Source organism: Janthinobacterium goodfellowi, from assembly GCF_051380695.1.
Lineage (GTDB): Bacteria > Pseudomonadota > Gammaproteobacteria > Burkholderiales > Burkholderiaceae_D > Janthinobacterium.
The window spans coordinates 730,077-753,558 of sequence record NZ_JBNYXN010000001.1 but is presented as its reverse complement, the minus strand read 5'-3'; the positions used below and the strand labels follow the sequence as shown (position 1 = coordinate 753,558).

At 63.0% G+C, this 23,482-nt stretch carries 22 protein-coding genes; 11 read left to right on the top strand and 11 right to left on the bottom strand.

What is annotated here, in order from left to right:
* The 3 genes from sdhD to ACQ4WQ_RS03330 all read right to left on the bottom strand — a co-directional run bounded on the left by sdhD (window position 1) and on the right by ACQ4WQ_RS03330 (window position 1,976).
* Window positions 1–366, bottom strand: a complete 366-nt coding sequence (gene sdhD / locus ACQ4WQ_RS03340) for a succinate dehydrogenase, hydrophobic membrane anchor protein (RefSeq protein ID WP_034752078.1) — start codon at window positions 364–366, stop codon at window positions 1–3.
* 2 nt (window positions 367–368) lie between these two features.
* Window positions 369–791, bottom strand: a complete 423-nt coding sequence (sdhC, locus tag ACQ4WQ_RS03335; protein ID WP_034752080.1) for a succinate dehydrogenase, cytochrome b556 subunit — start codon at window positions 789–791, stop codon at window positions 369–371.
* A gap of 306 nt (window positions 792–1,097) precedes the next feature.
* Complete coding sequence (locus ACQ4WQ_RS03330; protein ID WP_436494667.1) at window positions 1,098–1,976, bottom strand: GntR family transcriptional regulator; 879 nt, start codon at window positions 1,974–1,976, stop codon at window positions 1,098–1,100.
* 305 nt (window positions 1,977–2,281) lie between these two features.
* Between ACQ4WQ_RS03330 and ACQ4WQ_RS03325 the strand changes: the two genes are divergently transcribed.
* From ACQ4WQ_RS03325 to ACQ4WQ_RS03305, 5 genes are all read left to right on the top strand, one after another.
* Entirely contained in the window at window positions 2,282–3,271 is a 990-nt protein-coding gene (locus ACQ4WQ_RS03325; RefSeq protein WP_290600768.1) for a malate dehydrogenase, read from the top strand.
* A 111-nt stretch (window positions 3,272–3,382) separates the two neighbouring features.
* The gene (locus ACQ4WQ_RS03320) at window positions 3,383–4,381 is read left to right on the top strand and encodes an HpcH/HpaI aldolase/citrate lyase family protein (protein WP_326458836.1); all 999 of its coding nucleotides are present in this window, start codon (window positions 3,383–3,385) and stop codon (window positions 4,379–4,381) included.
* A 13-nt stretch (window positions 4,382–4,394) separates the two neighbouring features.
* Entirely contained in the window at window positions 4,395–4,946 is a 552-nt protein-coding gene (locus ACQ4WQ_RS03315) for a hypothetical protein (protein WP_326458835.1), read from the top strand.
* A gap of 85 nt (window positions 4,947–5,031) precedes the next feature.
* Window positions 5,032–7,752 (top strand): aconitate hydratase AcnA, encoded by a 2,721-nt coding sequence (acnA, locus tag ACQ4WQ_RS03310; RefSeq protein WP_121670133.1) that lies wholly within the window; start codon window positions 5,032–5,034, stop codon window positions 7,750–7,752.
* 214 nt (window positions 7,753–7,966) lie between these two features.
* Window positions 7,967–9,220 carry a DUF2863 family protein gene (locus tag ACQ4WQ_RS03305; RefSeq protein ID WP_436494664.1) on the top strand — a complete coding sequence of 418 codons (1,254 nt, stop codon included), beginning with the start codon at window positions 7,967–7,969 and terminating at the stop codon, window positions 9,218–9,220.
* 260 nt (window positions 9,221–9,480) lie between these two features.
* Here ACQ4WQ_RS03305 and ACQ4WQ_RS03300 read toward each other — a convergent pair whose 3' ends face one another.
* Together ACQ4WQ_RS03300 and ACQ4WQ_RS03295 are read right to left on the bottom strand one after the other, a co-directional pair.
* Entirely contained in the window at window positions 9,481–9,945 is a 465-nt protein-coding gene (locus ACQ4WQ_RS03300) for a CYTH domain-containing protein (protein ID WP_436494662.1), read from the bottom strand.
* Between the two features lie 12 nt (window positions 9,946–9,957).
* Window positions 9,958–11,079 (bottom strand): M14 family metallopeptidase, encoded by a 1,122-nt coding sequence (locus ACQ4WQ_RS03295; RefSeq protein WP_436494660.1) that lies wholly within the window; start codon window positions 11,077–11,079, stop codon window positions 9,958–9,960.
* A 299-nt stretch (window positions 11,080–11,378) separates the two neighbouring features.
* On the opposite strand from ACQ4WQ_RS03295, the gene ACQ4WQ_RS03290 reads away from it, so the two are divergent.
* Window positions 11,379–12,041, top strand: coding sequence for a TetR/AcrR family transcriptional regulator (locus ACQ4WQ_RS03290; protein WP_436494658.1), 663 nt, complete (start codon window positions 11,379–11,381; stop codon window positions 12,039–12,041).
* Between the two features lie 96 nt (window positions 12,042–12,137).
* The gene (locus ACQ4WQ_RS03285; protein ID WP_436494656.1) at window positions 12,138–12,509 is read left to right on the top strand and encodes a hypothetical protein; all 372 of its coding nucleotides are present in this window, start codon (window positions 12,138–12,140) and stop codon (window positions 12,507–12,509) included.
* A 60-nt stretch (window positions 12,510–12,569) separates the two neighbouring features.
* Here the strand turns inward: ACQ4WQ_RS03285 and scpC are convergent, their stop codons facing one another.
* Window positions 12,570–14,066, bottom strand: coding sequence for a succinyl-CoA:acetate CoA-transferase ScpC (gene scpC / locus ACQ4WQ_RS03280; protein ID WP_436494654.1), 1,497 nt, complete (start codon window positions 14,064–14,066; stop codon window positions 12,570–12,572).
* A gap of 160 nt (window positions 14,067–14,226) precedes the next feature.
* Between scpC and ACQ4WQ_RS03275 the strand changes: the two genes are divergently transcribed.
* Window positions 14,227–15,120, top strand: a complete 894-nt coding sequence (locus ACQ4WQ_RS03275) for a LysR substrate-binding domain-containing protein (protein WP_436494652.1) — start codon at window positions 14,227–14,229, stop codon at window positions 15,118–15,120.
* Window positions 15,121–15,185: 65 nt separating this feature from the next.
* Here ACQ4WQ_RS03275 and fucP read toward each other — a convergent pair whose 3' ends face one another.
* Window positions 15,186–16,487 (bottom strand): L-fucose:H+ symporter permease, encoded by a 1,302-nt coding sequence (gene fucP, locus ACQ4WQ_RS03270; RefSeq protein WP_326459319.1) that lies wholly within the window; start codon window positions 16,485–16,487, stop codon window positions 15,186–15,188.
* Window positions 16,488–16,924: 437 nt separating this feature from the next.
* On the opposite strand from fucP, the gene ACQ4WQ_RS03265 reads away from it, so the two are divergent.
* Both ACQ4WQ_RS03265 and ACQ4WQ_RS03260 read left to right on the top strand, forming a co-directional pair.
* Window positions 16,925–17,158 (top strand): DUF3563 family protein, encoded by a 234-nt coding sequence (locus tag ACQ4WQ_RS03265; protein WP_080698581.1) that lies wholly within the window; start codon window positions 16,925–16,927, stop codon window positions 17,156–17,158.
* Window positions 17,159–17,269: 111 nt separating this feature from the next.
* Window positions 17,270–17,797: an NADPH-dependent FMN reductase gene (locus ACQ4WQ_RS03260; RefSeq protein ID WP_436494650.1), complete on the top strand. Its 528-nt coding sequence runs from the start codon at window positions 17,270–17,272 to the stop codon at window positions 17,795–17,797.
* Between the two features lie 58 nt (window positions 17,798–17,855).
* Here the strand turns inward: ACQ4WQ_RS03260 and ACQ4WQ_RS03255 are convergent, their stop codons facing one another.
* From ACQ4WQ_RS03255 to ACQ4WQ_RS03240, 4 genes are all read right to left on the bottom strand, one after another.
* Complete coding sequence (locus ACQ4WQ_RS03255) at window positions 17,856–19,562, bottom strand: lactate permease LctP family transporter (protein WP_436494648.1); 1,707 nt, start codon at window positions 19,560–19,562, stop codon at window positions 17,856–17,858.
* 103 nt (window positions 19,563–19,665) lie between these two features.
* A complete protein-coding gene (locus ACQ4WQ_RS03250; RefSeq protein WP_436494646.1) occupies window positions 19,666–21,111 on the bottom strand; it encodes a LutB/LldF family L-lactate oxidation iron-sulfur protein in 1,446 nt (481 codons plus the stop codon).
* Window positions 21,108–21,824 (bottom strand): LutC/YkgG family protein, encoded by a 717-nt coding sequence (locus ACQ4WQ_RS03245; RefSeq protein WP_436494644.1) that lies wholly within the window; start codon window positions 21,822–21,824, stop codon window positions 21,108–21,110. The genes ACQ4WQ_RS03250 and ACQ4WQ_RS03245 overlap by 4 nt, the downstream gene beginning before the upstream one ends.
* On the bottom strand, window positions 21,821–22,618 hold the full coding sequence (locus ACQ4WQ_RS03240; RefSeq protein WP_436494642.1) for a (Fe-S)-binding protein: 798 nt from the start codon (window positions 22,616–22,618) through the stop codon (window positions 21,821–21,823). The genes ACQ4WQ_RS03245 and ACQ4WQ_RS03240 overlap by 4 nt, the downstream gene beginning before the upstream one ends.
* Window positions 22,619–22,758: 140 nt before the next feature.
* Between ACQ4WQ_RS03240 and ACQ4WQ_RS03235 the strand changes: the two genes are divergently transcribed.
* Window positions 22,759–23,472 carry a FadR/GntR family transcriptional regulator gene (locus tag ACQ4WQ_RS03235; RefSeq protein ID WP_436494640.1) on the top strand — a complete coding sequence of 238 codons (714 nt, stop codon included), beginning with the start codon at window positions 22,759–22,761 and terminating at the stop codon, window positions 23,470–23,472.
* Window positions 23,473–23,482: the final 10 nt, after the last annotated feature.

The following is a 23,482-nucleotide window of genomic DNA, read 5'->3' as shown; positions in this document are numbered from 1 at the left end:
TTACACACTCCAGAGTATCTGTACCGTCCAGCCGGCACAAGCGATCAACCACAGCATGGTGGCAATTTGCAGGGTCAGACGGAGGCCAGCGCTTTTCACGTAGTCCATCCAGATGTCGCGTACGCCGACCCATGCGTGGTAGAACAGGGCGACGAAGGTCACCAGGCTGAACAATTTAAACCACTGCTGTGCGAACAGACCGGCCCAGCCTTCATAGCTGAAGTTGCTGCCGGTCAGGAAAGAAATAAGCAGGATGGCCACATAAGCCACCATGACGATGGCGGTGACGCGTTGCGCCAGCCAGTCGCGCAAGCCGTAATGGGCACCGACGACGAGGCGTTTCGGTCCGATATTATTGTCTGCCATGTTTAAAATACTCCAAACAGTTTCAAAGCGACCAAGGCCGTCAACACCAGGCTCACGACCAGCACGGACGACGCGGTCTTGCGGGCCGAGTCTTTTTCGATGGCAACGTGCACATCCATGAACAGGTGACGGATACCGGCGCAGAAGTGGTGCAGGAAGGCCCAGACCAGACCCAGGGTGATCAGCTTGACGAACCAGTGCGAGGCGATGCCCTGGAAGTAGGCGTAGGACATTTCGGAACGCAGGCTCAGTTCCAGCATGTACAAGATGCATGGCAGCAAAGCGAAAATGATGAAACCGCTGATGCGATGCAGGATCGAGACGATGGCGCCGACAGCCATGCGATAGTTCGACAATTCGGTAACATGAATGTTACGGAATTGCGGCCGTTCTTTTTTTGGTACTTCTCTTACGGCTTCAGACATAACAAAAACCTCCCCTTTGAATTTCAACTAAATATTGAAGCCGCGATTTTCGCCGATTTTCGCAACCCATACCAATATCTATTGTTACATATAACCAAAATGGTTTTTTACTACAAAATACCGCGCTACTTTCCGTAGTTCACGTAATTTAATTACAGAATCGCCGGCAAAACACGGCCCGCCGGGGCGGGCCATGCTGTCGCTGCGCTTTCCGTTGTCTCCGTTGCCCGCCTTGCGGCAGGCATCTTGCAAGCGATGCACTTCAGCCTTGCCGCTTGTGCGGACACCCGCGGGTGCCCCGCCGCTTCAGCTGAGTTCATTCTGATAATGGTGGCGACTGGTCAGGTACAAGCCCCGGCGCAGTTCGACGGGCTTGTCGCCGTAGGTAAACGACACGCGCTCGGAACTGAGCAAGGGTGTGCCGAGGTCGATATTCAACAGTTGCGCGGCGCCCGCGTCGGCGCACACGGCGCGGATCTGCTCGGACGCGCGTATCATGCGCGTGCCGAATTCCGTTTCGAACAGGCCGTACATGGGGCCCTTGTATTCCACCAGGCGCTCGGCCGTCAGGCCCTTGAAGATCAGGCCCGGCAGCCACAGCTCCTCGACGATGGTCGGCACGCCGTCGAAATACTGCACGCGCTTGATGAAGATGACGGCGTCGCCGGACTTCAGGTCCATCAGGCGCGCCACGTCGGCGGGCGCGCGCACGCGCTTGACTTCGATGAATTTGCTTTCGGGGTAATGCGGCACGCCTTCGTCCGGCACCAGGCGCAGGAAGCGGAAATGCGCGCGCGCCTCATGGTGGGTGGAAACAAAGGTGCCCTTGCCCTGGCGGCGCATGACGAGGTTCTCGGCGGCCAGTTCATCGATGGCCTTGCGCACCGTGCCCTGGCTGACCTTGAAGCGCCCTGCCAGCTCGACTTCGCTGGGAATGAGCTCGCCCGGCTTCCATTCGCCCGATTGCAGGCTTTGCGTGATGAGCGCCTTGATCTGCTGGTACAGGGGACTGAAGGTGGGCGAGGCATTCGCGGCAGGCGCGGCAGTGGTATTCACGCTGGCGCCAGCGGGGGCGGCGGTGCTGGCTGCGGCGGCAACGGGTGTGGCCGGGGTGCCCGCGGTCGGACTGACCGCCCCGCTTGCAGCAGTGGCATTGTTGGTCAGATTGGACGAGGCGGAATTCATAGTCCGACATTTCAACACAAATCACTGCCCGCGTCCAGTAAAACACATGCAGTTATCTGTCTTATATAAGACATAAGATATGATTGACAGATACAGATCGGAGGCCTAAACTGCCTTCGATAAAACTTGTGAGCCAGCGTTTTATGTTGTCGGCCAGCCACTCTGGCCTCGTGCAGCACAAGCGTGACGGCGGCGTACACCAGCAATTCGGTGGCGCGGGCCGGTTTTGGTATCATTATAGTTTTTCCGGATAAGCGTAAGCCCAGCTTCAAGCCCGTTTTCTTTCCCATTTTTGGAGATTCATCATGGCTAAAACCCCAATGCGTGTTGCAGTGACCGGCGCCGCCGGCCAGATCGGCTACGCCCTGTTGTTCCGCATCGCCAATGGCGACATGCTCGGCAAAGACCAGCCTGTCATCTTGCAACTGCTTGAAATCCCGGACGAAAAAGCCCAGAAGGCGCTCAAGGGCGTGATGATGGAAATCGACGACTGCGCCTTCCCGCTGCTGACGGAAATGACCGCCCACTCCGATCCGCTGACCGCCTTCAAGGATGTCGACGTGGCCGTACTGGTTGGCGCGCGCCCACGCGGCCCAGGCATGGAACGCAAGGACCTGCTGGAAGCGAACGCCCAGATCTTCACGGTGCAAGGCAAGGCGCTCGACGCCGTCGCTTCGCGCAATGTCAAAGTGCTGGTGGTCGGCAACCCGGCCAACACCAACGCCTACATCGCCATGAAATCGGCGCCATCGCTGCCGGCGAAAAACTTCACCGCCATGCTGCGCCTGGACCACAACCGCGCGCTGTCGCAAGTCGCTGCCAAAACCGGCACGGCCGTGAAAGACATCGAAAAGCTGACCGTCTGGGGCAACCACTCGCCAACGATGTACGCCGACTACCGCTTCGCCACCGTGAACGGCAAGGCTGTCAAGGACCTGATCAACGACCAGGAATGGAACGCCAACGTGTTCCTGCCAACCGTCGGCAAGCGCGGCGCGGCCATCATCGAAGCGCGCGGCCTGTCGTCGGCAGCGTCGGCAGCGAACGCCGCCATCGACCACATCCATGACTGGATGCTGGGCACGAACGGCAAGTGGACCACCATGGGCGTGCCTTCCGATGGTTCGTACGGCATTCCTGAAGGTACCGTGTTCGGCTTCCCGGTCACCACCGAGAATGGCGAGTACACCATCGTTCAAGGTCTGGAAATCGATGCATTCTCGCAAGAGCGCATCAACCTGACCCTGAAAGAACTGACCGAAGAGCGCGAAGGCGTGAAACACCTGCTGGCATAAAGCCAGTATTGGCGGCGCGGCCAGAGCGCCGCCCGCCAAGAAGGCCGCTCCGCGAGATTCGCGGCGCGGCTGTTTTCTCAAGTAGTTTTTACCTGCAGAAATGCCTTAAGCATGCACCCTTCCGAGGTTTTATTCCAAGGCAAACGCCAGCCGCTGTTGCTCGCCGCTTGCGACCACTACGCCGGCTCTGAAAAGCTGATGCGTAAATCGATTGCTTTGCAACAAGAGCTTGGCCCCCTGTTCGACATCACGTTCGACTGCGAAGACGGCGCCAGCGCCGGCAATGAAGAATCCCACGCCCTGATGATCGCCGGCCTGCTGGCCAGCGACGACAACCAGTTCAACCGCATCGGCGTGCGCGTGCACGACGTCGACAGCCCGTTTTTCGCGCGCGACGTGGAAATCATCTGCACGGCCGCATCGCGCCTGGCCTACATCGCCGTGCCCAAGGTGGCCGGCGTGCAGGACGCCATGCTGGCCATCGACCTGATCAACCTGCACGCGCGCCGCGCCGGCCGCGACAACCTGCCCGTGCATATCCTGATCGAAACGCATGGCGCGCTCCGCGACGCCTATGCGATCGCCGCCCTGCCCCAGGTCGAATGCCTGTCCTTCGGCATCATGGATTTCGTCTCGGCCCACTACGGCGCCATTCCCGCCGCCGCCATGCGCACGCCGGGCCAGTTCACGCACCCGCTGGTGGTGCGCGCCAAGCTCGAAGTGGCCGCCGCCTGCCATGCGCACGGCAAGGTGCCGTCGCACAATGTGACGACCGATGTGCGCGATTCGGCCGTGGTGGCCAATGACGCCCAGCGCGCAACAGCCGAGTTCGGCTACACGCGCATGTGGAGCATCCATCCGGACCAGATCAAGCCCATCATCAAGGCCTTCACGCCGCGCCTGTCCGAAGTCAACGAGGCCAGCAACATCCTCAATGAAGCGCTGCGCGCCAACTGGGGACCGATTGCGCAAAATGGCCGCTTGCACGACCGCGCCAGCTACCGATATTATTGGACCGTTTTGCAACGCGCCAAACTGGCGGGCCTCGGCCTGCCCGAGGCGGCCGCTGCATTACTCAACGCCCCCTCTTCCAGCACCACTGAAAACTGACAGGAATTACACGATGTCCCTCTCCAAATTAGCAATTGCCTGCAGCGTCGCGCTGGGCGCCATGACCCTCACGCTGGCGCCGGCCAGCTTCGCTGCCACGGCAGAGGCAAATCCCAAGGCAGTCAAGGCCAAGCCAAAGGCCAAGGCCAAGACCACCAAGGCGAAACCCGCCGCCAAGGAAGCCCATCCGCTGGCCATGTCGGTCGCCGACAAGGAAGAATCCGACGAGCCGGACACCGCGGGCTCCGCTTCCACCGATTTCAATTGTGAACTTGGTAATAAAATTACCATCTACACCAATGCTACTGACGACAAACACATCGCCCTGCGCTGGAAGAAGCGCCTGCACCGCCTGAGCCGCGTGGGCACCACCACCGGCGCCAACCGCTTCGAGAACCGTTTGTATGGTCTCGTCTGGATCGGTATCCCGGCCAAAGGCATGCTGCTCGATTCCAAGCAGGGCCGCCAGCTGGCCAATGAATGCAAGGATGCGGAGCAAGCCAAGCCGGCGGCAGTGGTGGAAGCCGCGCCATCGCTGGGCGTGCTGCCGGCGACCGGCGGCTGATGTGCGTAGCAAGGGCCTCTTCGGGGGCTCAGTCATGTTTTGTAATTTGAATAATCAATAAGACGATACCCAACAAGGAGAGGTCATGTCCCGCAACACTCTGAACACGCTCAAGGACTTTAATATTTCGGATAGCAAGAAGGGCAAGCTGTACTCCCTGCCTGCGCTGGAAAAAAGCCTGGGCATCAATGTCTCCCGCCTGCCAGTGTCGATTCGCATCGTGCTCGAATCGGTATTGCGCAACTGCGACGGCAAAAAAGTCACCGAAGAACACGTCAAGCAATTGGCGAGCTGGGGCCCGACCGCCGAGCGCACCGACGAGATCCCGTTCGTAGTGGCGCGCGTCGTGCTGCAAGACTTCACCGGCGTACCATTGCTGGCCGACCTGGCCGCGATGCGCAACGTGGCCGCCAAGATGGGCATCAACGCCAAGAAGATCGAACCGCTGGTACCGGTCGACCTGGTGGTCGACCACTCGGTGACCATCGATCACTACCGCGAAAAGAAAGCGCTGGACCTGAACATGAAGCTGGAATTCTCGCGTAACAACGAGCGTTACCAGTTCATGAAATGGGGCATGCAGGCATTCGACACCTTCGGCGTCGTGCCGCCGGGCTTCGGCATCGTCCACCAGGTCAACCTGGAATACCTGGCGCGCGGCGTGCACCACGCAGGCAAGAAAGCCGGCGATGTGTACTACCCTGACACCCTGGTCGGCACCGACTCGCACACCACCATGATCAACGGCATCGGCGTGGTCGGCTGGGGCGTGGGCGGCATCGAGGCGGAAGCCGGCATGCTGGGCCAGCCGGTCTACTTCCTGACGCCTGACGTCATCGGCGTGAACCTGTCGGGCGCGCTGCGCGAAGGCTGCACCGCCACCGACCTGGTACTGACGATTACCGAACTGCTGCGCAAAGAGAAAGTCGTCGGCAAGTTCGTCGAATTCTTCGGCGAAGGCACCGAATCGCTGACCCTGACGGACCGCGCGACGATCGCCAACATGGCACCGGAATACGGCGCGACCATGGGCTTCTTCCCGGTCGACGAAGCGACCATCGATTATTTCAAGGGCACCGGCCGCAGCAAGGCTGAAATCGCCGCGTTCGAAGGCTACTTCAAGGCGCAAAACCTGTTCGGCGTGCCAAAAGCGGGCGACATCGACTACACCCGCGTGGTGGAACTGGACCTGGCATCGGTCGCTCCGTCGCTGGCCGGCCCGAAACGCCCGCAAGACCGTATCGAAATCGGCAACGTCAAGGCCAACTTCGCCGAGCTGTTCGCCAAGCCGACGACCGAAAACGGCTTCAACAAGAATCCTGCCGACCTGGCTGCCGTGTACGAAACGACGAACGGCGTGAAAGTGTCGAACGGCGACGTGCTGATCGCCGCGATCACCTCGTGCACCAACACCTCGAACCCGAGCGTGATGCTGGCTGCAGGCCTGCTGGCCAAGAAAGCCGTGGAAGCTGGCCTGAAGGTCGCTCCGCACATCAAGACCTCGCTGGCTCCCGGCTCGCGCGTCGTCACCGAGTACCTGACCGCTGCCGGCCTGCTGCCGTACCTGGAAAAACTGGGCTTCGGCGTGACCGCCTACGGCTGCACCACCTGTATCGGCAATGCGGGCGACCTGACGCCTGAGCTGAACGCAGCGATTGCCACGCACGACATCGTCGCGTCGGCCGTGCTGTCGGGCAACCGCAACTTCGAAGCGCGCATTCACCCGAACATCCGCTCGAACTTCCTCGCTTCGCCACCGCTGGTCGTCGCCTACGCCATCGCCGGCAACATGACGCGCGACCTGATGACGGAACCTGTCGGCAAGGGCAAGGGCGGCAAGGACGTCTACCTCGGCGACATCTGGCCGACCTCGGCTGAAGTGTCGGCCATGATGAAGTTCGCCATGAATGCCAAGGTATTCAAGGACAACTACGCCGACGTCAAGGGCGCGCCAGGCAAGCTGTGGGAGAAAGTCACCACCGTGTCGGGTCAAGTCTACAACTGGCCGAAATCGACCTACATCGCGGAACCACCGTTCTTCGACAACTTCTCGATGACGCCAGCGGCAGTGGCCACCGGCATCGAAGGCGCGCGCGCACTGGGCGTGTTCGGCGATTCCATCACCACCGACCACATCTCGCCAGCCGGCTCGATCCAGGAAAACGGTCCTGCAGGCAAGTGGCTGAAGGAAAACGGCGTCCTGAAAGCGGACTTCAATTCCTACGGCTCGCGTCGCGGCAACCATGAAATCATGATGCGCGGCACGTTCGCCAACGTGCGTATCAAGAACCGCATGATCCCTGCCAAAGCGGACGGTTCGGCGGTCGAAGGCGGCATCACGATCCACCAGCCTTCCGGCGAACAGATGTCGATCTACGACGCAGCGATGAAATATGTTGCTGAAGGCACGCCAACCATGGTCTTCGGCGGCGAAGAGTACGGTACGGGCTCGTCGCGCGACTGGGCAGCCAAGGGCACCCAGCTGCTGGGCGTGAAAGCCGTGATCACCCGTTCGTTCGAGCGCATCCACCGCTCGAACCTGGTGGGCATGGGCGTGCTGCCGCTGCAATTCATCGGCGACGACAGCGTGCAGACGCTGGGCATCACCGGCAATGAAACCTTCGATCTGAAAGGCCTCGAAGGCGAAATCAAGCCACAACAACTGGCTACCCTGGTGATCCACCGCGCCGACGGCAGCAGCCAGGAAGTCAAAGTCCTGCTGCGCATCGATACGCCGATCGAAGTCGATTACTACAAGCATGGCGGTATCCTGCCATTCGTGCTGCGTCAACTGCTGGCCGAGTAATCAGCCCAGCTGTGAGGCAAGATAAAAGCGCCGGTTCCGACCGGCGCTTTTTTTTCGTCCGCAGCGCCCATTTTTCCTTGAAATTTCGACTATTGGCATGATCTAAGGACAGCTTACGTATTGCGTGCGGCTGAATCCTCTACAATACGGTTATAAGGGTTTATCATTGTTTGACTGATCCATTTTTTTCACTTTCCGAGACTCTTATCCCGCTATGCGTCGTCCTTCCAAAGATTCATCCCATAAACTGACTGCCGACAGCCAGCGCCTGGTCACCTTTGCCCAGGCGATCGTACAGGCAGCCAGCCGTCTCGAAGAGCGGTCCTGGGAACACAGCCTGGATACGCAGCTCCAGAAATTACTCAAAACCGGCCACCAGGACACCATCGACAATACCCTGGGCAGCCTGTTCAAGGAAGACTTGAACGCCTACGACGTGCTGATGGACTGCGTTGAAGCCGTCAGCGAATCGACCGTCATCACGCATGAAGACGTGCGCTACGACGCCCTGCTGGTGGCCGTGCCCATCCTCGCGTGGACGCGCTTTTCCATCGCTTCCGGCCCCATGGCCGGCGACGCGCACGGCGTGCTGTCCGCGCATTTCGCCGCCCACCTGCTGGCCGACGGCACGAAGATGGCCATGGCGCCGACCCTGTATTCGATCGACCAGTTGCCGCGCAGCCACGTCGAAACCTATGCCAAGACGCAGAAGCTGGCGCTGGCCGCCCTGAAAGGCACGGCCGTCAAGCCATCGAGCAAAGAGGCGGAAACGGCACCGTTCCTGGCCGACACGCGCTACCTGCTGGTGGCCGTGGTGGCGCCCGCCGGCGCGCCGCTGTTCCGCTGGCAGACGCCGGCCAGCCAGCTCGACTTCATCGCCGAGCGCAGCGCCGCGCTGGAACAATGGCGCGCGCAGGCCACGCCGACCATCGCCCGCCTGCTGCCTGGCTGCGGCCTGGAATTGCTGCTGCCGGAAGCCTACTACGTGGCTTGCCGCGAAGCGGACAAGCTGATACGCCCCGTCTCCGTGCGCGCGGCCGTGCACTACCTGACGCACACGCTGGCCATCGAGCCGTCGGAATTGCGCGCCGTGATCGCGGGATTCGGCGAGGAAGCGGCCGACGGCCAGGTCGACGAGTACCGCATCGCCTTCACCCTGCGCCAGGCGCCGGACGTCATCTACGGCATCGTCTGGCCCTTGTACGGCCAGGAAGACGAGGATGGCACGCCGATCGAAGGCCTGATCCAGGTCGGCATCGCCGCGCTGGACAAGCAAAAGACGCCCGTCGATGAAATCATCGAACACCTGAACGCCGCCGGCGTGACGCAGATCAAGCGCCACGCGGAACGTTTTGTCGGCGAATACTGCGACGATTGCGGCGCGCCCCTGTTCGCCGACCCGGCCGGCGAGCTGGCGCATGCGGAAATGCCGGAAGATACGCCGCAGGGTACCGAGCATTTCCATTGATCTGATGACACACTCTTCAAACCTACTGCGCAGCCCGCTCTCGGGTCGGCGTTACTCGCTGTACCTTTAGTACAGCTGCGTTACTCAACCCGATATCGGGCTTGCTCGCTACGGTTTGAAGAGGTGTCGATGCAATGGTTGAAAGGCAGGCCGTAGGTCGGATTAGCCGGAACGGCGTAATCCGACAACAGCGTTGGCGCATAAAAAAGGCGGAACTTCGGTTCCGCCTTTTTGCATTGCAAGCCGCGTTTATCGCCTCATCACCACTGCGAGAACGGGTGGCGGATCAGGTTGGCGTTGTAGTAACGCGCATCGCCCGATACTTCCGCGCCTATCCATTCCGGCTTCTCGAAGGGCTGGTCTTCCGAGGCCAGCTCGATCTCGGCCACCACCAGGCCCGCATTGGCGCCGAGGAACTCGTCGACTTCCCACACCATGCCCGCGTGTTCGATGCGGTGGCGGTATTTTTCGATCAGCGGCTGTTCGCACAGGCCGTCGAGCAGTTCGACGGCGTCGGCCAGCGGAATCGGATACTCCCACTCGCCGCGCGTCGCGCCCACGTTGGCGCCCTTGATGGTCAGCATCGCCTGTTCGCCCTCGATGCGCACGCGCACCACGCGCTCGCGCGCGGACGACAGATAGCCCTGGCGCAGCAGCACCGCCTGCCCCAGGCCGCGCCAGGCATCGCCTTGCAGCAGAAATTTACGCTCGATCTCGACGCCCATGATCAACGCCGCTCAATCGAGCGACAGCAGGATAGGCTGCAGCATGGCCGCGCCCAGGGCCGCGCTGCGCGCGCCGTTCCAGCCCACGGCCGGATCCGGCAAGTCGGCATTTTCCTTGAACGGCATTTCCAGCGTCAGTGCCAGGCAGCCGAAGTGGTGGCCGATGTATTTCGACGCCAGGGTCAGCATGTCCGACTTGTACTTGCTGGCCGCATAGCCGAACTTGTCCTGGAAGTCGGGGCTGGCCTGCTTGTAGCGCTCGATGAAGGCTTTCTGGTGCGCCGCTTGCGCCGGCGTGAAGTTTTCCAGCATTTCGTTGCCGGCCACAAAGTTGTACGGCAGCGCTTCGTCGCCGTGGATGTCGAAGAACATGTCGACGCCCGTTTCGTGGATCTTGTTTTTCACGCACAGCACTTCCGGGCTGGACGCCAGCGATGGCGTCATCCATTCGCGGTTCAGGTTGGCGCCTGCCGCATTCGTGCGCAGGTTGCCGCGGATGGAGCCGTCCGGGTTCATGTTCGGCACGATGTGGAACACGGCGCGCTGCAGCAGTTTGCGCGCGATCGGGTTGGCGTCGTCCAGCAGCGCGTCGATGAGGCCTTCGACGAACCATTCGGCCATCGATTCACCCGGATGCTGGCGCGCGATGACCCAGATTTTCTTTTCCGCCTGCGGGTTGCCGATGGTGACCATGTTCATGTCGCGGCCGTCGACCGTGCTGCCCAGGTCGGAGACGCGCGCCAGCGGATGCTCGGCCACTTCGCCCAGCAGGCGCAGATGGCGTTCCCACGAATATGGCTCGAAATAGGCGTAGTACACGCTGTCGAGTTCCGGCGTGTGCGAGATCGTCATGACCTGGCCGTCGAACGTCGTTGGCACGCGGAACCAGTTTTCGCTGTCGTAGCTGGCCACGGCCTGGTAGTCTTCATAGCCGGCGGGATAGGTGGCCTGGCCCGCGTTCAGGAAACGCATCATGCATGCCTGGCCACGCGCGCCCTGCAGGCGGAAGTGGAACCACTGGTGGATGTCGGCGTGGCTATCCTTGCGCAAGTTCAGGTCGATGGCACCGGCGCTGGCCGCGCTCACCACGTCGATGGCGCCCGAGTCGAAGTTCTGGCTGATTTTAATGGTCATGTAATGATCCCGTCCAAATGTAAGTGTTCCGGCGTCGCCTCGCGGGCGGCGGCCGTTGCGCTAAACGCAGTGTAAGCTCTCCCGCTATTTTCCGCCCTTTGGCCCCGTTCGCAAAGCCTGGCCCGGCGATTTATGCACCAATCCGGGGCATCGATGGAAAAGCGGGGGTCAAAAGCGCGAAAAATCGGTCCACTGTCGCATCCACCGGACAAAAAACTGAATTGTAACAATGCCAGACACATTGGCAACGCATCGCCCCCCTATAATTCTTGCTTTCATAGAGTCGCCAGGAAAGAGTCGTGGACAAGAAGCTGACCAATATTCAAGAAAGAAAGTTACGCGAAGCGCAGGCGCGGCGCGAACACATCATCGACGTCGTCAAAGACCTCATCAAGAAGGGCGGCGCGCGCGCCGTCTCCATCCGCAAGGTAGCCGAGGCGGCCGGCTTTTCCACCACCGTCGTGTATGCCCTGTTCCGCGACAAGGCCACGCTGATCGCCCAGGCCATGGACAAGGACTTGCTGGAACTGGTGCGCACCATGCGCACGGCGTGCGCCAGCAGCGATGACCCTTGGCAGCGCATCGGCCTGGTCGGCCGCGCCTACATCGAGTACGGCTTCCAGCATCCCGACGAGTATTCGCTGATCTTCATGGAGTTGCGTCCGCATGCGGAAATCGATGCGGCCCTGGTGGAACACGGCAATATCGAGCAGGACCCGTACGCCTATGCGCTGCACCTGTTCGGCGAACTGGCGCAGGCGGGCCAGGTGCGCCAGGACGAGCCGGCGCTGCACACGATGACGCAAATCTTCTGGCAGTCGCTGCACGGCCTCGTGTCGCTGCGCATCGTCATGGATGCGGGCGACCCGTGGACGCCGCACCCGGAAATGAACGCGCATATCGACGACTTGCTCGCTGTCGTCACGGCAGGCATCCGGCTGCGCTTTGTACCAGCTTCCTGACGTTTGATCCAGCGCAAACTGCGCCAGCAGAAAAGGCGGACAGTGGAGTGAAGCCGCCTGCGCTGGTGCAGCGCGGCCCGCGCGAAGGAGGGCGAGATGAACGAAGCCTATGCCACGGACCTGCTTGACAAACAGCAAAGCGCGAACAATGCTGACCGGATGGAAGCGCGGCTGACAAAACTGGAAACGGACCGGGAGCATGACCGGCTATGGTTCAAGACCCTGGAACAGCATCTTGGCGAAGGCCTGGACAAGGTGCGTATGGAATTGCGCGACGAATCGCAGCTGCTGCGCGCCGACCTGACGCAGTTTCGCGGCGACCTGCGCGGCGACTGCCACGCCCTGCGCACGGAACTGGGCGATATCCGCAAGCACATGCACACCCACTTCCTGTGGTTCATGGGCATCCAGGCCACCACCACGTTTGCCCTGCTGGGCCTGGGCGCCAAGGCGCTGCATATGTACTGAAGAGTGAAAAAGGCAGGCGTGGTGCTGTACCGCCCTGCCCTGTCCTGATGCTGGCGAAGCTTATTCAGCTGCCAGCATGCTCTGCGTTTCCTGGTAGCGCGTATGCCACGACAGCGCCTGTTCCAGGATGTGCGGCGTGTGGCCGCCGCGCTGGCATGCCGCGTCGTAATACGCGCGCAATTGGTCCCGGTAAGCGGGATGGGTGCAGCGCTCGATGATCAGCGGCGCCCGTTCGCGCGGCGCCAAGCCGCGCAAGTCCGCATAGCCCCACTCCGTCACCAGCACGTCGACGTCATGTTCCGTATGGTCCACATGCGACACCATCGGCACGACGCTGGAAATGCGCCCGCCCTTGGCCGCCGATTTCGACACGAACATCGACACTTGCCCATTGCGCGCGAAGTCGCCCGAGCCGCCGATGCCGTTCATCATGTGCGTGCCGCACACGTGCGTGGAATTGACGTTGCCGTAGATATCGAACTCGAGTGCCGTATTCAGGGCGATGATGCCCAGGCGGCGCACGATCTCGGGATGATTGCTGATCTCTTGCGGACGCAGCACGATTTTCGAGCGGTAATGGTCGATATTGTCCATCAGCTTCTGGTGCACGGCGGCCGACAGGGTGATCGACGAGGCCGAAGCAAACGCCAGCTGGCCCGAATCGAGCAACTCGATGGCGCTGTCCTGCAGCACTTCCGAATACATCGTCATGTTCTGGAAGGGCGAACCGATCAGGCCGTGCAGCACGGCGTTGGCGATGGTGCCGATACCCGCCTGCAGCGGCAGCAATTCCGGCCCCATGCGCCCGGCCGCCACTTCGCCTTCGAGGAAGGCAATCACGTGGCCGGCGATCGCCTGTGTTTCCGCGTCGGGCGGCAAGGCGTTCGACGGGCTGTCGGGGCTGTCCGTGATGACGATGGCGGCGATGCGGGCCGGGTCGATGGCGATGGCCGTGCTGCCCAGGCGCTGGTCCACGCGCGTGAGGGGGATCGGCTCGCGGCCCGGCAAGGTTTGCGGAATATAAATGTCGTGCAAGCCTTCCAGCGCCAGCGGCGTGGACAGGTTGATTTCGATGATGACCTGGCTCGCCTGCTGGGCAAAGGCGGCGGAGTTACCTACCGACATGGTCGGGATGATGGCGCCGGCCGCCGTGATGGCCGTCGCTTCGATGACGGCGATGTCGACGGCGGCCAGGTTGCCCGAGCGCAGCTGCTCGGCCGTTTCCGACAGATGCTGGTCGATGAACATGACTTCGCCCTTGTTGATCTTGCCGCGCAGCACAGGGTCGACCTGGAACGGCATGCGGCGCGCCAGCACGCCCGCCTCGGCCATCAAGCCGTCGCTGCCATTGCCCAGCGAAGCGCCCGTGATCAGGGTCAGGCTCAACGGGTCTTGCAAGGCGCGCTCGGCCAGCGCGCGCGGCAGGGCCTTGGCGTCGCCCGCACGGGTGAACCCGCTCATGCCGACACGCATGCCGTTGTGGAACAATTTGGCTGCCTCATCGGCGCTCATGATTTTGCTGAGCAAGCCTGGGTGGCGAATACGGTCCTCGTACATCGTGATGCTCCTGATATTCTTAATATTCTCAAACTGGATGGCTGTCATACACCAGCCCCATAAGTGGTTTCAGTATAAAATCCCGCTTACATGCATGGCATGAATTAATTTCGCCACATCCAGTCGATATTTTCATGTCCTGCCACTGCCGAGCACCCTCTTGGATATCCGTTCCCTGCGCTATTTCGTCGAAACCGTGCGCCTGTCGAGCTTTACGCAGGCGGCCGAATCGCTGCACCTGACCCAGTCGACCATCAGCAAGATGGTGCGCCAGCTGGAAGACGAGGTGGGCGCCCAGTTGCTGGTGCGCGACGGACGCAAGCTGACCCTGACGGACACGGGCCGCATCGTCTACCAGCACGGCCAGGAAATGCTGGCGAACATGCGCCAGCTGACCCTGGAAGTGCGCGACACCCAGGCCTTGCAGCGCGGCAGCCTGACGGTCGGCATCCCGCCCATGATCAATGTGCTGTTTACGCCCGTATTAAAGGCCTTCCGCGCGCGCCATCCCAACATCAGCCTGACCCTGCAGGAAGACACGGGCCAGCAGATCGAGCGCAAGGTGGCGGCCGGCGAACTGGAAATCGGCATGACGGTGCTGCCGGCCGACCCGGAACTCGACCTCGTGGCCGTGGAAGTGGCCAGCTATCCGATCTGGGCCCTGGCCGAGCCGGGCACGTTCCAGAAGCAGCGCACGACACTGCCGTTCAAGGCGCTGGCCGAGCTGCCGCTGGTATTACTCAAGGATGATTTCGCGCTCACGCGCAGCCTGCGCCAGCATTTCGCGCAAGCGGGCTTCGCGCCGACCATCGCGGCGCAGAGCGGCCAGTGGGACTGGCTGGTGGCGATGGCCTCGGCGGGCCTGGGCGTGGCCCTGCTGCCCGAGCCGTTCATCCACCGCCTGGCTGGCGAACCTTTGGCGTCGGTGCGCATCGTCGAGCCCGAGGTGGCGTGGCAGGTGGCGCACGTCTGGAGCGGGCGCTATCTGTCGCACGCGGCGCGCGCCTGGCTCGAAGTGTGCCAGGACGTGCTGGGCACGCAATTCGCGCACTGACGCACGCACTGACATTAAAAAAGGGTGGCCGAGGCCACCCTTTTGATTGATCGCGACAGCGCGGCTTATTTGGCGTCGTCGTTGTACATGCTGGCATACTTCCAGCCGAAGTACAGAATGAAGGTATAGCACAGGGCCGGCACGAGGAAGGACAGCTGCAGGTTGATGTGGTCGGCCAAGAAGCCCTGGATGAACGGCACGATGGCGCCGCCGACGATGGCCATGCACAGGATGCCCGAACCTTGACCCGTTTGCGCGCCCAGCTTGTTCAAGGCCATGCTGAAGATGGTCGGGAACATGATGGAATTGAACAGGCCGACGGCGATCAATGCCCACATGGCCGTGTGGCCGCTGGAGAACACGGCGACGAGGATCAGCGCGATGACGACGGCGGCGTTGAAGGCCAGGGTCTTGCCCGGGCTGACATAGCGCATCACGGCAAAGCCGACGAAGCGGCCCAGCATGGCGCCACCCCAGTAATAGCTGACGAAATAGGCGGCGTCGGCGTGGCTGAGGCCCGCGATATGGCTCTCGCCCAGGAAGTTGATCAGGAAGCTGCCGATGCTCACTTCACCGCCCACATACAGGAAGATGGCCAGCGCGCCCAGCACCAGGTGGCGGTGCGACCAGATCGAGACCTTGTTGCCGTCCTGCGCCAGGGCGGCCGCATCGTCCGCATGCGAAATCTTCGGCAGTTTGGCCAGCGCGAACAGCACGGCCAGGATCACCAAAGTGGCGGCCAGCACCAGGTACGGGCCCTGCACGGAAGCGGCTTCCTTGGCGCGGTAGGCCAGCTGCTCGGCCGCCGGCAGCAGGTCGAACTGCTGCACCGTCAGCACGGTGCCCGACAAAATCAGCATGCCGCCCAAGGCTGGCGCCACGGTGGTGCCCAGCGCATTGAACGCTTGCGTCAGGGTCAATCGGCTCGACGCCGTCTGCGGGTCGCCCAGTTCCGTCACGTAGGGATTGGCCGCTACCTGCAGCACGGTGATGCCGGCCGCCAGAATGAAGAAGGACAAGAGGAACAGCGCATAGCTGCCGGTGGACGCCGGGTAGAACATGGCGCAGCCGGCGGCGGCGATCAGCAAGCCGGCGACGACGCCGCGCTGGTAGCCGATTTTCTTGATCAGCATGCCGGCGGGCAGCGAAACGATGGCGTAGGCGCCAAAGAAGCAGAACTGCACCAGCATCGCCTGGACATAGGTCAAGGTGTAGATCGAGCGCAGATGGGGAATCAGCACATCATTGAGCGAGGTCAGCAGTCCCCACATGAAAAACAGTACCGTGACAATGATCAGGGCGCCTGTATTGTTTTGCGTGCCAGCCTGTGCGGACTGGACGCCCTGGCCTTGCTTTACGTATTCCATACCTTCTCCATTTTTCAATTCCAAGTTGATCTTGCCAGGCATGGAAGCGTTTCCACCCGGGCAGCACCAAGACGCGCAAGCGCCACGCAGATATCAGCGTGGGCCATGACTGCCATCAGCGATACGGGGGCAGGCATGGCGCTTCTTGCGCGCGGCAGGCGCACGGCCGACCGTTTCTCGCCAGAATGATGTCTTGTGAGCGCGGCACGCCTGCGGGCTGCGTCTGAAAACAACATTCGGGGCAAAACAGTCTTGTAGTAAAACTACGATACAGCGCCCGCATTATGCCTTAAAGCCCCGTATTGCGCAGCTTTCCCGCCTGTTATTTCAAAAATGAATAGCTGACATTTGAAATCAAAAGTAGCCTTATAACTTGGAATCGCTATACTTATATTGCAGTGCAGCACAACGCGGCACGCCACTCAAAGGAGTCTGCCATGTCTACCGCATTTACCTACCACACCACGCAAAACAGCAATATCGTCGCCACCCTGGTCCACGCCGCAAAACGCGTCGGCGCCTGGCTGAACCAAAGCAGCGACCGCCGCGAGCGCGCTTACGAAGAAGCCTATCTGGCCGAATCGACCGACCGTTACGATCTGGAATACCGCATGCGCGAACTGGCCCGTGCCAACCCGCAGCCAAGCTGGATGAGCGGTCTGAGCCGTTAAGAGTGCCGCCATACCCGGCCACTCATCGCAGCCCATTATTGGCTGTTGCAACATCGATAGCGCCATCCTGCTCGCCTTGCGCTTGAGCACAGGATGGGCTATACAGGTGGGATGCAAACGCCCATTACCATCCTCGCCATCGCCGGCAGCCTGCGCGCCGCCTCCCTGAACACCGCCCTGCTGCGCGCCATTGCAGGGCTTGCCCCTGCGGACTATGAGATCCGCATCTATCCGGGACTGGGTGAACTGCCGCTGTTCAATCCCGACCTCGACGCCGACAGCCTGCCTGCCGTGACGTCCCTGGGCGACGCCATCCTGGCAGCCGACGTGCTGATCCTGGCCAGCCCCGAGTATGCGCACGGCGTGAGCGGGCCCATGAAGAATGCGCTGGACTGGATGGTGGGAAATGAATCGTTCATCGACAAGCCGCTGGTGCTGCTGAACGCCTCGCCCCGCGCCACGCATGCACAGGCGGCCCTGCGCGAAACGGTGCGTACCATGTCTGCGCGCCTGATCGACGAGGCCTGCATCAGCTTGCCCCTGCTGGGGTCGGGTCTGGATGCGGAAGGCATCGCCGCGGACCCGGCATTGCGCCGGGCCATCCTCGCCATGCTGCAGTGCATCAGGTCATTTTCATGACCGTCTGCACGTTTTACTATCCGTTCATCTAGTTTTACTACGTACTTCTACGGACCGCTCAGTGCGGGATCATGCCGGTGAACACATAGGCCTGCAGCATGGTGATGATGCCGATGATGATGGCAAACAGCAGACTGTGCTTCAAGGTAAAGCGGAACAGGTCCGATTCCTTGCCCACCAGGCCCGTTGCCGCGCAGGCGACGGCGATCGACTGGGGCGAAATCATCTTCGCCGTCACGCCGCCCGTCGTATTGGCCGCCACCAGCAAGGTGTCGGATACGCCGATCTGGTGCGCCGTGGTGTTTTGCAGGGAGCAGAACAAGGCGTTCGAGGACGTGTCGGACCCCGTCAGGAAGACGCCCAGCCAGCCCAGGAAGGGCGAGAAGAACGGGAAGGCGGCGCCGCTGCCGGCCAGCAGCAGGGCCAGGGTGGACGACATGCCCGAGTAGTTGGCGACGAAGGCAAACGCCAGCACCAGGCCGATCGACAGCACGGGACGGCGCAATTCCACCACGGTTTCCACGAAGGCTTTGGCGCCATCGCGCGGCTTCATGCGCAGCATCAGCATCGACAGCACGGCCGTCAGCAGGATCGCCGTGCCCACGGCCGACAGCAGATCGAGCTTGAACACGGCGTCATACGCCTTCGGTTCCGCCACGATGGGCATCGTCTTCATCACCAGTTTATCGAGATAGGGCACGTGAATCTTGATGACCAGGCCAGACAAGGCGCCGCCGGCCGCGAACAGGGCCTTGAAACCGGGCAGGCTCCACACGGTGACGATGGCCGTCAACAGGCCGAACGGCGCCCAGGCGCGCATGGTCTGCGCCGTCGTGTAGGGCGAGGCGGCACGGTTGCCGCCGCCGCGCAGCTCCGTGGCACCGCCCGCGCCGCCGAAACCGGACAGCGCGGCCGTGCCGCCGCCGACGGCATGCGCCACTTTCGCATTCTTCGGCTGCCACACCTTCAGGAACAGGGTCAGCGAGACCAGGCTGACGAGGGCCGAGGTGATGTCCGGCAGTTCAGGGCCGATATGGTTGGACGTGAAGTACTGGGTCACGGCAAAACTCAAGCCCGTCACCAGGGCGGCCGGCCACACTTCGCGCACGCCACGGAAACCATCCATCATGAAGACCAGCCAGAACGGCACCAGCAGCGACAACAGCGGCAGCTGGCGGCCCGCCATGGCGCCGATCAGGAAGGGGTCGATGCCCGTCACCTGGCCCGCCACGATGATGGGAATGCCCATGGCGCCGAAGGCCACGGGCGCCGTATTGGCGATCAGGCACAGGCCCGCCGCATACAGCGGGTTGAAACCCAGGCCCACCAGCAGCGCCGACGTGATGGCCACGGGCGCGCCGAAACCGGCCGCCCCTTCCAGGAAGGCGCCGAAGGCAAAGCCGATCAGCAGCACCTGCAGGCGCTGGTCGTCCGTTACCGACAAGACGGAGGCGCGGATGATCTCGATCTGCCCCGTCTTGACGACGATCTTGTACAGGAAGACGGCCGTGACGATGATCCACGCGATGGGCCACAAGCCATATGCAAAACCGTAGCCGGCCGCCGCCAGCGCCTGCGGCACGGGCATGCCGTACGCGAAAATCGCCACGGCCAGCGCCAGCGCCAGGGTGACGGCAGCCGCCACGTGGCCCTTGATGCGCAGCGCCGCCAGGGCGATGAAGAAGAAAATGATGGGAACGGCTGCCGCCAGCGACGACAGCCACAGGCTGCCGAGCGGGGTGTAAAGTTGGGTCCAGGTTTGCATGTCGGGTCTCCTCCGGTGGATGCGGGTTGAGTGAAAAAAACGGCTTTTGATGTAATTGTGTGTAGCGTGTTTTTTGCGGTGCATCGGTGCTGCCGGGGCGTCGCTATTCTTCCTGCCCGCGTGCGTTGAGCAAGTCGGCCAGGCTGCGCGGCGCCGGCGTCAACGGCTTGCGGTGCTGCGTCCAGCCCAGTTGCGCGCGCGGCGTCAGCATCCGCAGCCGCGTGGCGGCCCAGCGGAACAGGCGGTAGCTGGCGGGGCGCGCAAAGGCGCCGCTCCAGAAGCGCCAGATCAGGCTTTCGCCGCGACTGAACTTGGCGCCCTGGCCGCGCAGCGGATGCGCCACCTGCTCCGCTGGATTGCGGTTCGCCTCCGTGCGCAGGCGCACCAGCAGCTGCGGAATCGGGATGCGCACGGGGCACACTTCGCCGCAGGCGCCGCACAGGCTCGACGCGGTGGCCAGGTCGGCCGTCGCAGCGAGTCCCAGCAAGTGGGGCGAGATGATCTTGCCGATCGGCCCCGGATACGTGGTGCCGTAGGCGTGGCCGCCGATGCGCGTGTAGACGGGGCAGTGGTTCATGCAGGCGCCGCAGCGTATGCATTGCAGGGTGGCGCGCAGCTGTTCGTCGGCATAGGCCTGGCTGCGGCCGTTGTCGAGCAGCACCAGGTGCACTTCGCGCGGGCCATCCTTCTCACCGGCGCGGCGCGGGCCGGAAATCAGGTTGAAATACGTGGTGATGGCCTGCCCCGTCGCCGAGCGCGTCAGGAGGCTCGCCAGCGGCACGATGTGTTCGAGCTTGGCCACCACTTTTTCCATGCCCATGATGGCGATGTGCACGTCCGGCACGGACGTCGTCAGCCGGCCATTGCCCTCGTTTTCCACCAGCCACAGGGTGCCCGTGTCGGCCGCCGCGAAGTTCACGCCCGACAGGCCGATGTCCGCCTCGACGAAGGCCTGGCGCAGGGCGCGCCGGCCCGTCTGGATCAGGCTGTCGACGTCTTCCGTGTAGGGCGCGTCGGGAATGTGCTCGGCGAACAGGCCGGCGATGTCCGCCTTGGTCTTGTGAATCGCCGGCATGACGATGTGCGACGGCTTTTCGCCGGCCAGCTGCACGATGTACTCGCCCATGTCCGACTCCAGGCAGGTCATGCCGCGCGCTTCCAGGTAGTGATTGAGCTCGATTTCCTCGCTGGCCATCGACTTGCCCTTGATGAAGCGCGTCGCCTTGGCCTTTTCCGCGATGGCGTGGATGATGGCGTTGGCCTGCTCGCCATCCTCGGCCCAGTGCACCTGCACGCCGGCCGCCGTCAGCTTGTCTTCCAGTTGCACCAGCAAATCGGGCAGGCGCGCCAGCGCGTGCCGGCGCACGGCTTCGCCGATGTCGCGCAGGCGTTCCAGCTCGTCTCCATCGGGGAACTGGGCGCTGCGCTTGTCCTGTAAAAAATCCATGGCGCCGCGAAAGCTCTGGCGCAGTTTCGGGTCGTCCAGCGCGGCGCGGGCGCGCGCATGGAAGTCCGCCGGCTTGACGAATTGCAGGGGCTTGGCGTTCATGGCTGGCCTCCTTCCTGGACTGACAAGTCATCGATGATCAGCACCCACAACCAGCGCGGGCCGTGCGCGCCATAGGCGAGGGTTTGCTGGATGTCCGACGTTTTCGAGGGCCCCGACACCAGCACCAGATTGGCCGGCATGCCGTCGGCCCAGCGCTCGGCGCGCGCCGCCGCGTGCAAGTCCACGTGCAGGCTGCTCGCATACACGAGGCAGATGTGCAGGGGCGGCGCCAAGGACACCGTGCGCGGCGTGGCCGCGTCGGGCGCGATGACCAGGGTGCCCGTGGCGGCGATGCCCGAACGGGCGACGGTGAAACCGGCGTCGACGGTGTCGAACAGCTCCCCCTTCCACTGCGCCAGCGGACGCGCGAACGCCAGCGCTTCCACGCCCTGTGGCAAGGCGGCGCGCAAGGCCTGCCCTTCGGCGCTGCCCGTATCGAGCAGCAAACGGTGCGCGCCGTGCGCACCGAGGCGCTGCGCCAGCATGGCCGGCCAGGCGTCCGCGCTCACGCAGTCGACCTGCGCGTGCGCGGCGCGCAGGGCGGCCTGCATGGCGGCGATCCTGTCCCGCACCGGCAGCGGGGCTGCGGCGCGGCGCGCCAGGTAGTGATTGTCGATGGCCGTATCGATGAACTCCACCGCTTCGGGCGCCGAAGGCGCGGCGGCGCGCAGGCGTCCCAGCATGCGTTCGCGGGCGGTCAATGCCGTACTCATGCCGCGCCTCCCGTGCGGCGCCACAGGAAGCTGGCCAGGTGCTCGACGGGCAGCGGCGCGCCCTGGTGCTGCGCGGCGTGGCCGATATTGAGCAGGCAGCCGCAGTCGGCCGAGACGAGCCGGTCGCAGCCCGTGGCGCAGGCCGAGGCGATCTTGTCGCTGACCATGGCGCCGGAAATATCCGGGTGTTTCAATGAAAACGTGCCGCCGAAGCCGCAGCATTCCGATTCGCGCTGGTGTTCGATGCGCGTCACGCCGGGCAAGGCGTCGAGCAGCGCCACGCCGTGGGTGCGCGTACCCATTTCGCGGCGCGCCCCGCACGAGGTATGCAGCACCACGTTTTCATCGGCCTGCCCGGGGTTGGCCAGGGCCAGGCCGGCCAGGTCGAGCTGCAGCACGCAGACGAGAAATTCGCTCAGTTCATACACGCGTTCGGCCAGTTCGGCCGCCTTCGGGCCGGCGACGGGATCGTCCTGGAACAGCTGCGGCCAGTGGTGGCGCATCATGCCGGCGCAGGAACCGGACGGCACGATCACGGGCCAGGGCTGCGCAAACAGGTCGAGCTGGGCGCGGGCCACGGCACGCGCCTGTTCCGGGTTGCCGCTGCTGTAGGCGGGCTGGCCGCAGCAGCTCTGGCCGCGCGGATAGTGCACCAGCAAGCCTTCCCGTTCCAGCAGGCGCACCGCGTCGAGCCCCGCCTGCGGCACGAACAGGTCGACCAGGCAGGTGGCGAACAGGTACACCTCGTGTGGTGATGGCGGATAGTGACGTGGCTGGCGCGGGTCTGGCTGCATGAGTGTGTCTCCCCGGCGCTCTGTGTGTTGCTGCGGCGCCGCTGTGTGTTGTTAAGAATGACCGGTTCACGCATAATTCCAGCTTCCGCAAGCCACTTCAAATTGCTCGGACCACTTTAAAACAACACCGGAAGACAGTGATGGCGACAGGCATGCAGACGCGGGGCAGGGTCGAGATGGTGATGCGCAGGCTGGAGACGGCCCTGCTGGACGGCAGCTTGCCGGCGGGCGCGCAATTGCCGGCCGAGCGCCTGCTGGCGCTGCAATATGGGGTCTCGCGCAACACCGTGCGCGAAGCGGTGCAGCGGCTGGCGGCGCGCGGCCTCGTGCGCAGCCGGCGCGGCGCCGGCGTATTTGTGACGGATCAATTACGCACCGGCATGGCGTCGCCGTGGAGCCAGCTGGTGGCCGACCACCCCGCCCTGCGCGACGACATCCTGGAATTTCGCCGCGTACTGGAAGGGGCGACGGCCTACTTTGCCGCGCAGCGGGCCAGCGGCGACGAGCGCGCACAGATCATGGCGCTGCTGGCCGAGCTGGAACAGGCGCGCGCCAGCGACGACAAGCACGGCGAGGCGCAGGCCGACGCGCGCCTGCATGAAACCATCGCGCAGGCCTCGCACAACACCATGTTCTTGCACTTGCACACCAGCATCATCGGCATGCTGCGCGAACACATCACCATCAATGGCACGGGCTTGCGCCAGCAGGACGACGCGACCTCGCTGCAGCTGCTGTCGCAGCACCGTACCCTGTGCGAAGCCATCTGCGCCAGCCAGCCCGAGGAAGCGCGCACGGCCATGCAAAGCCACATCGATTTCGTGCGTACGCGCGTCACCAGCGATGACGATTGAAGCTACTGGT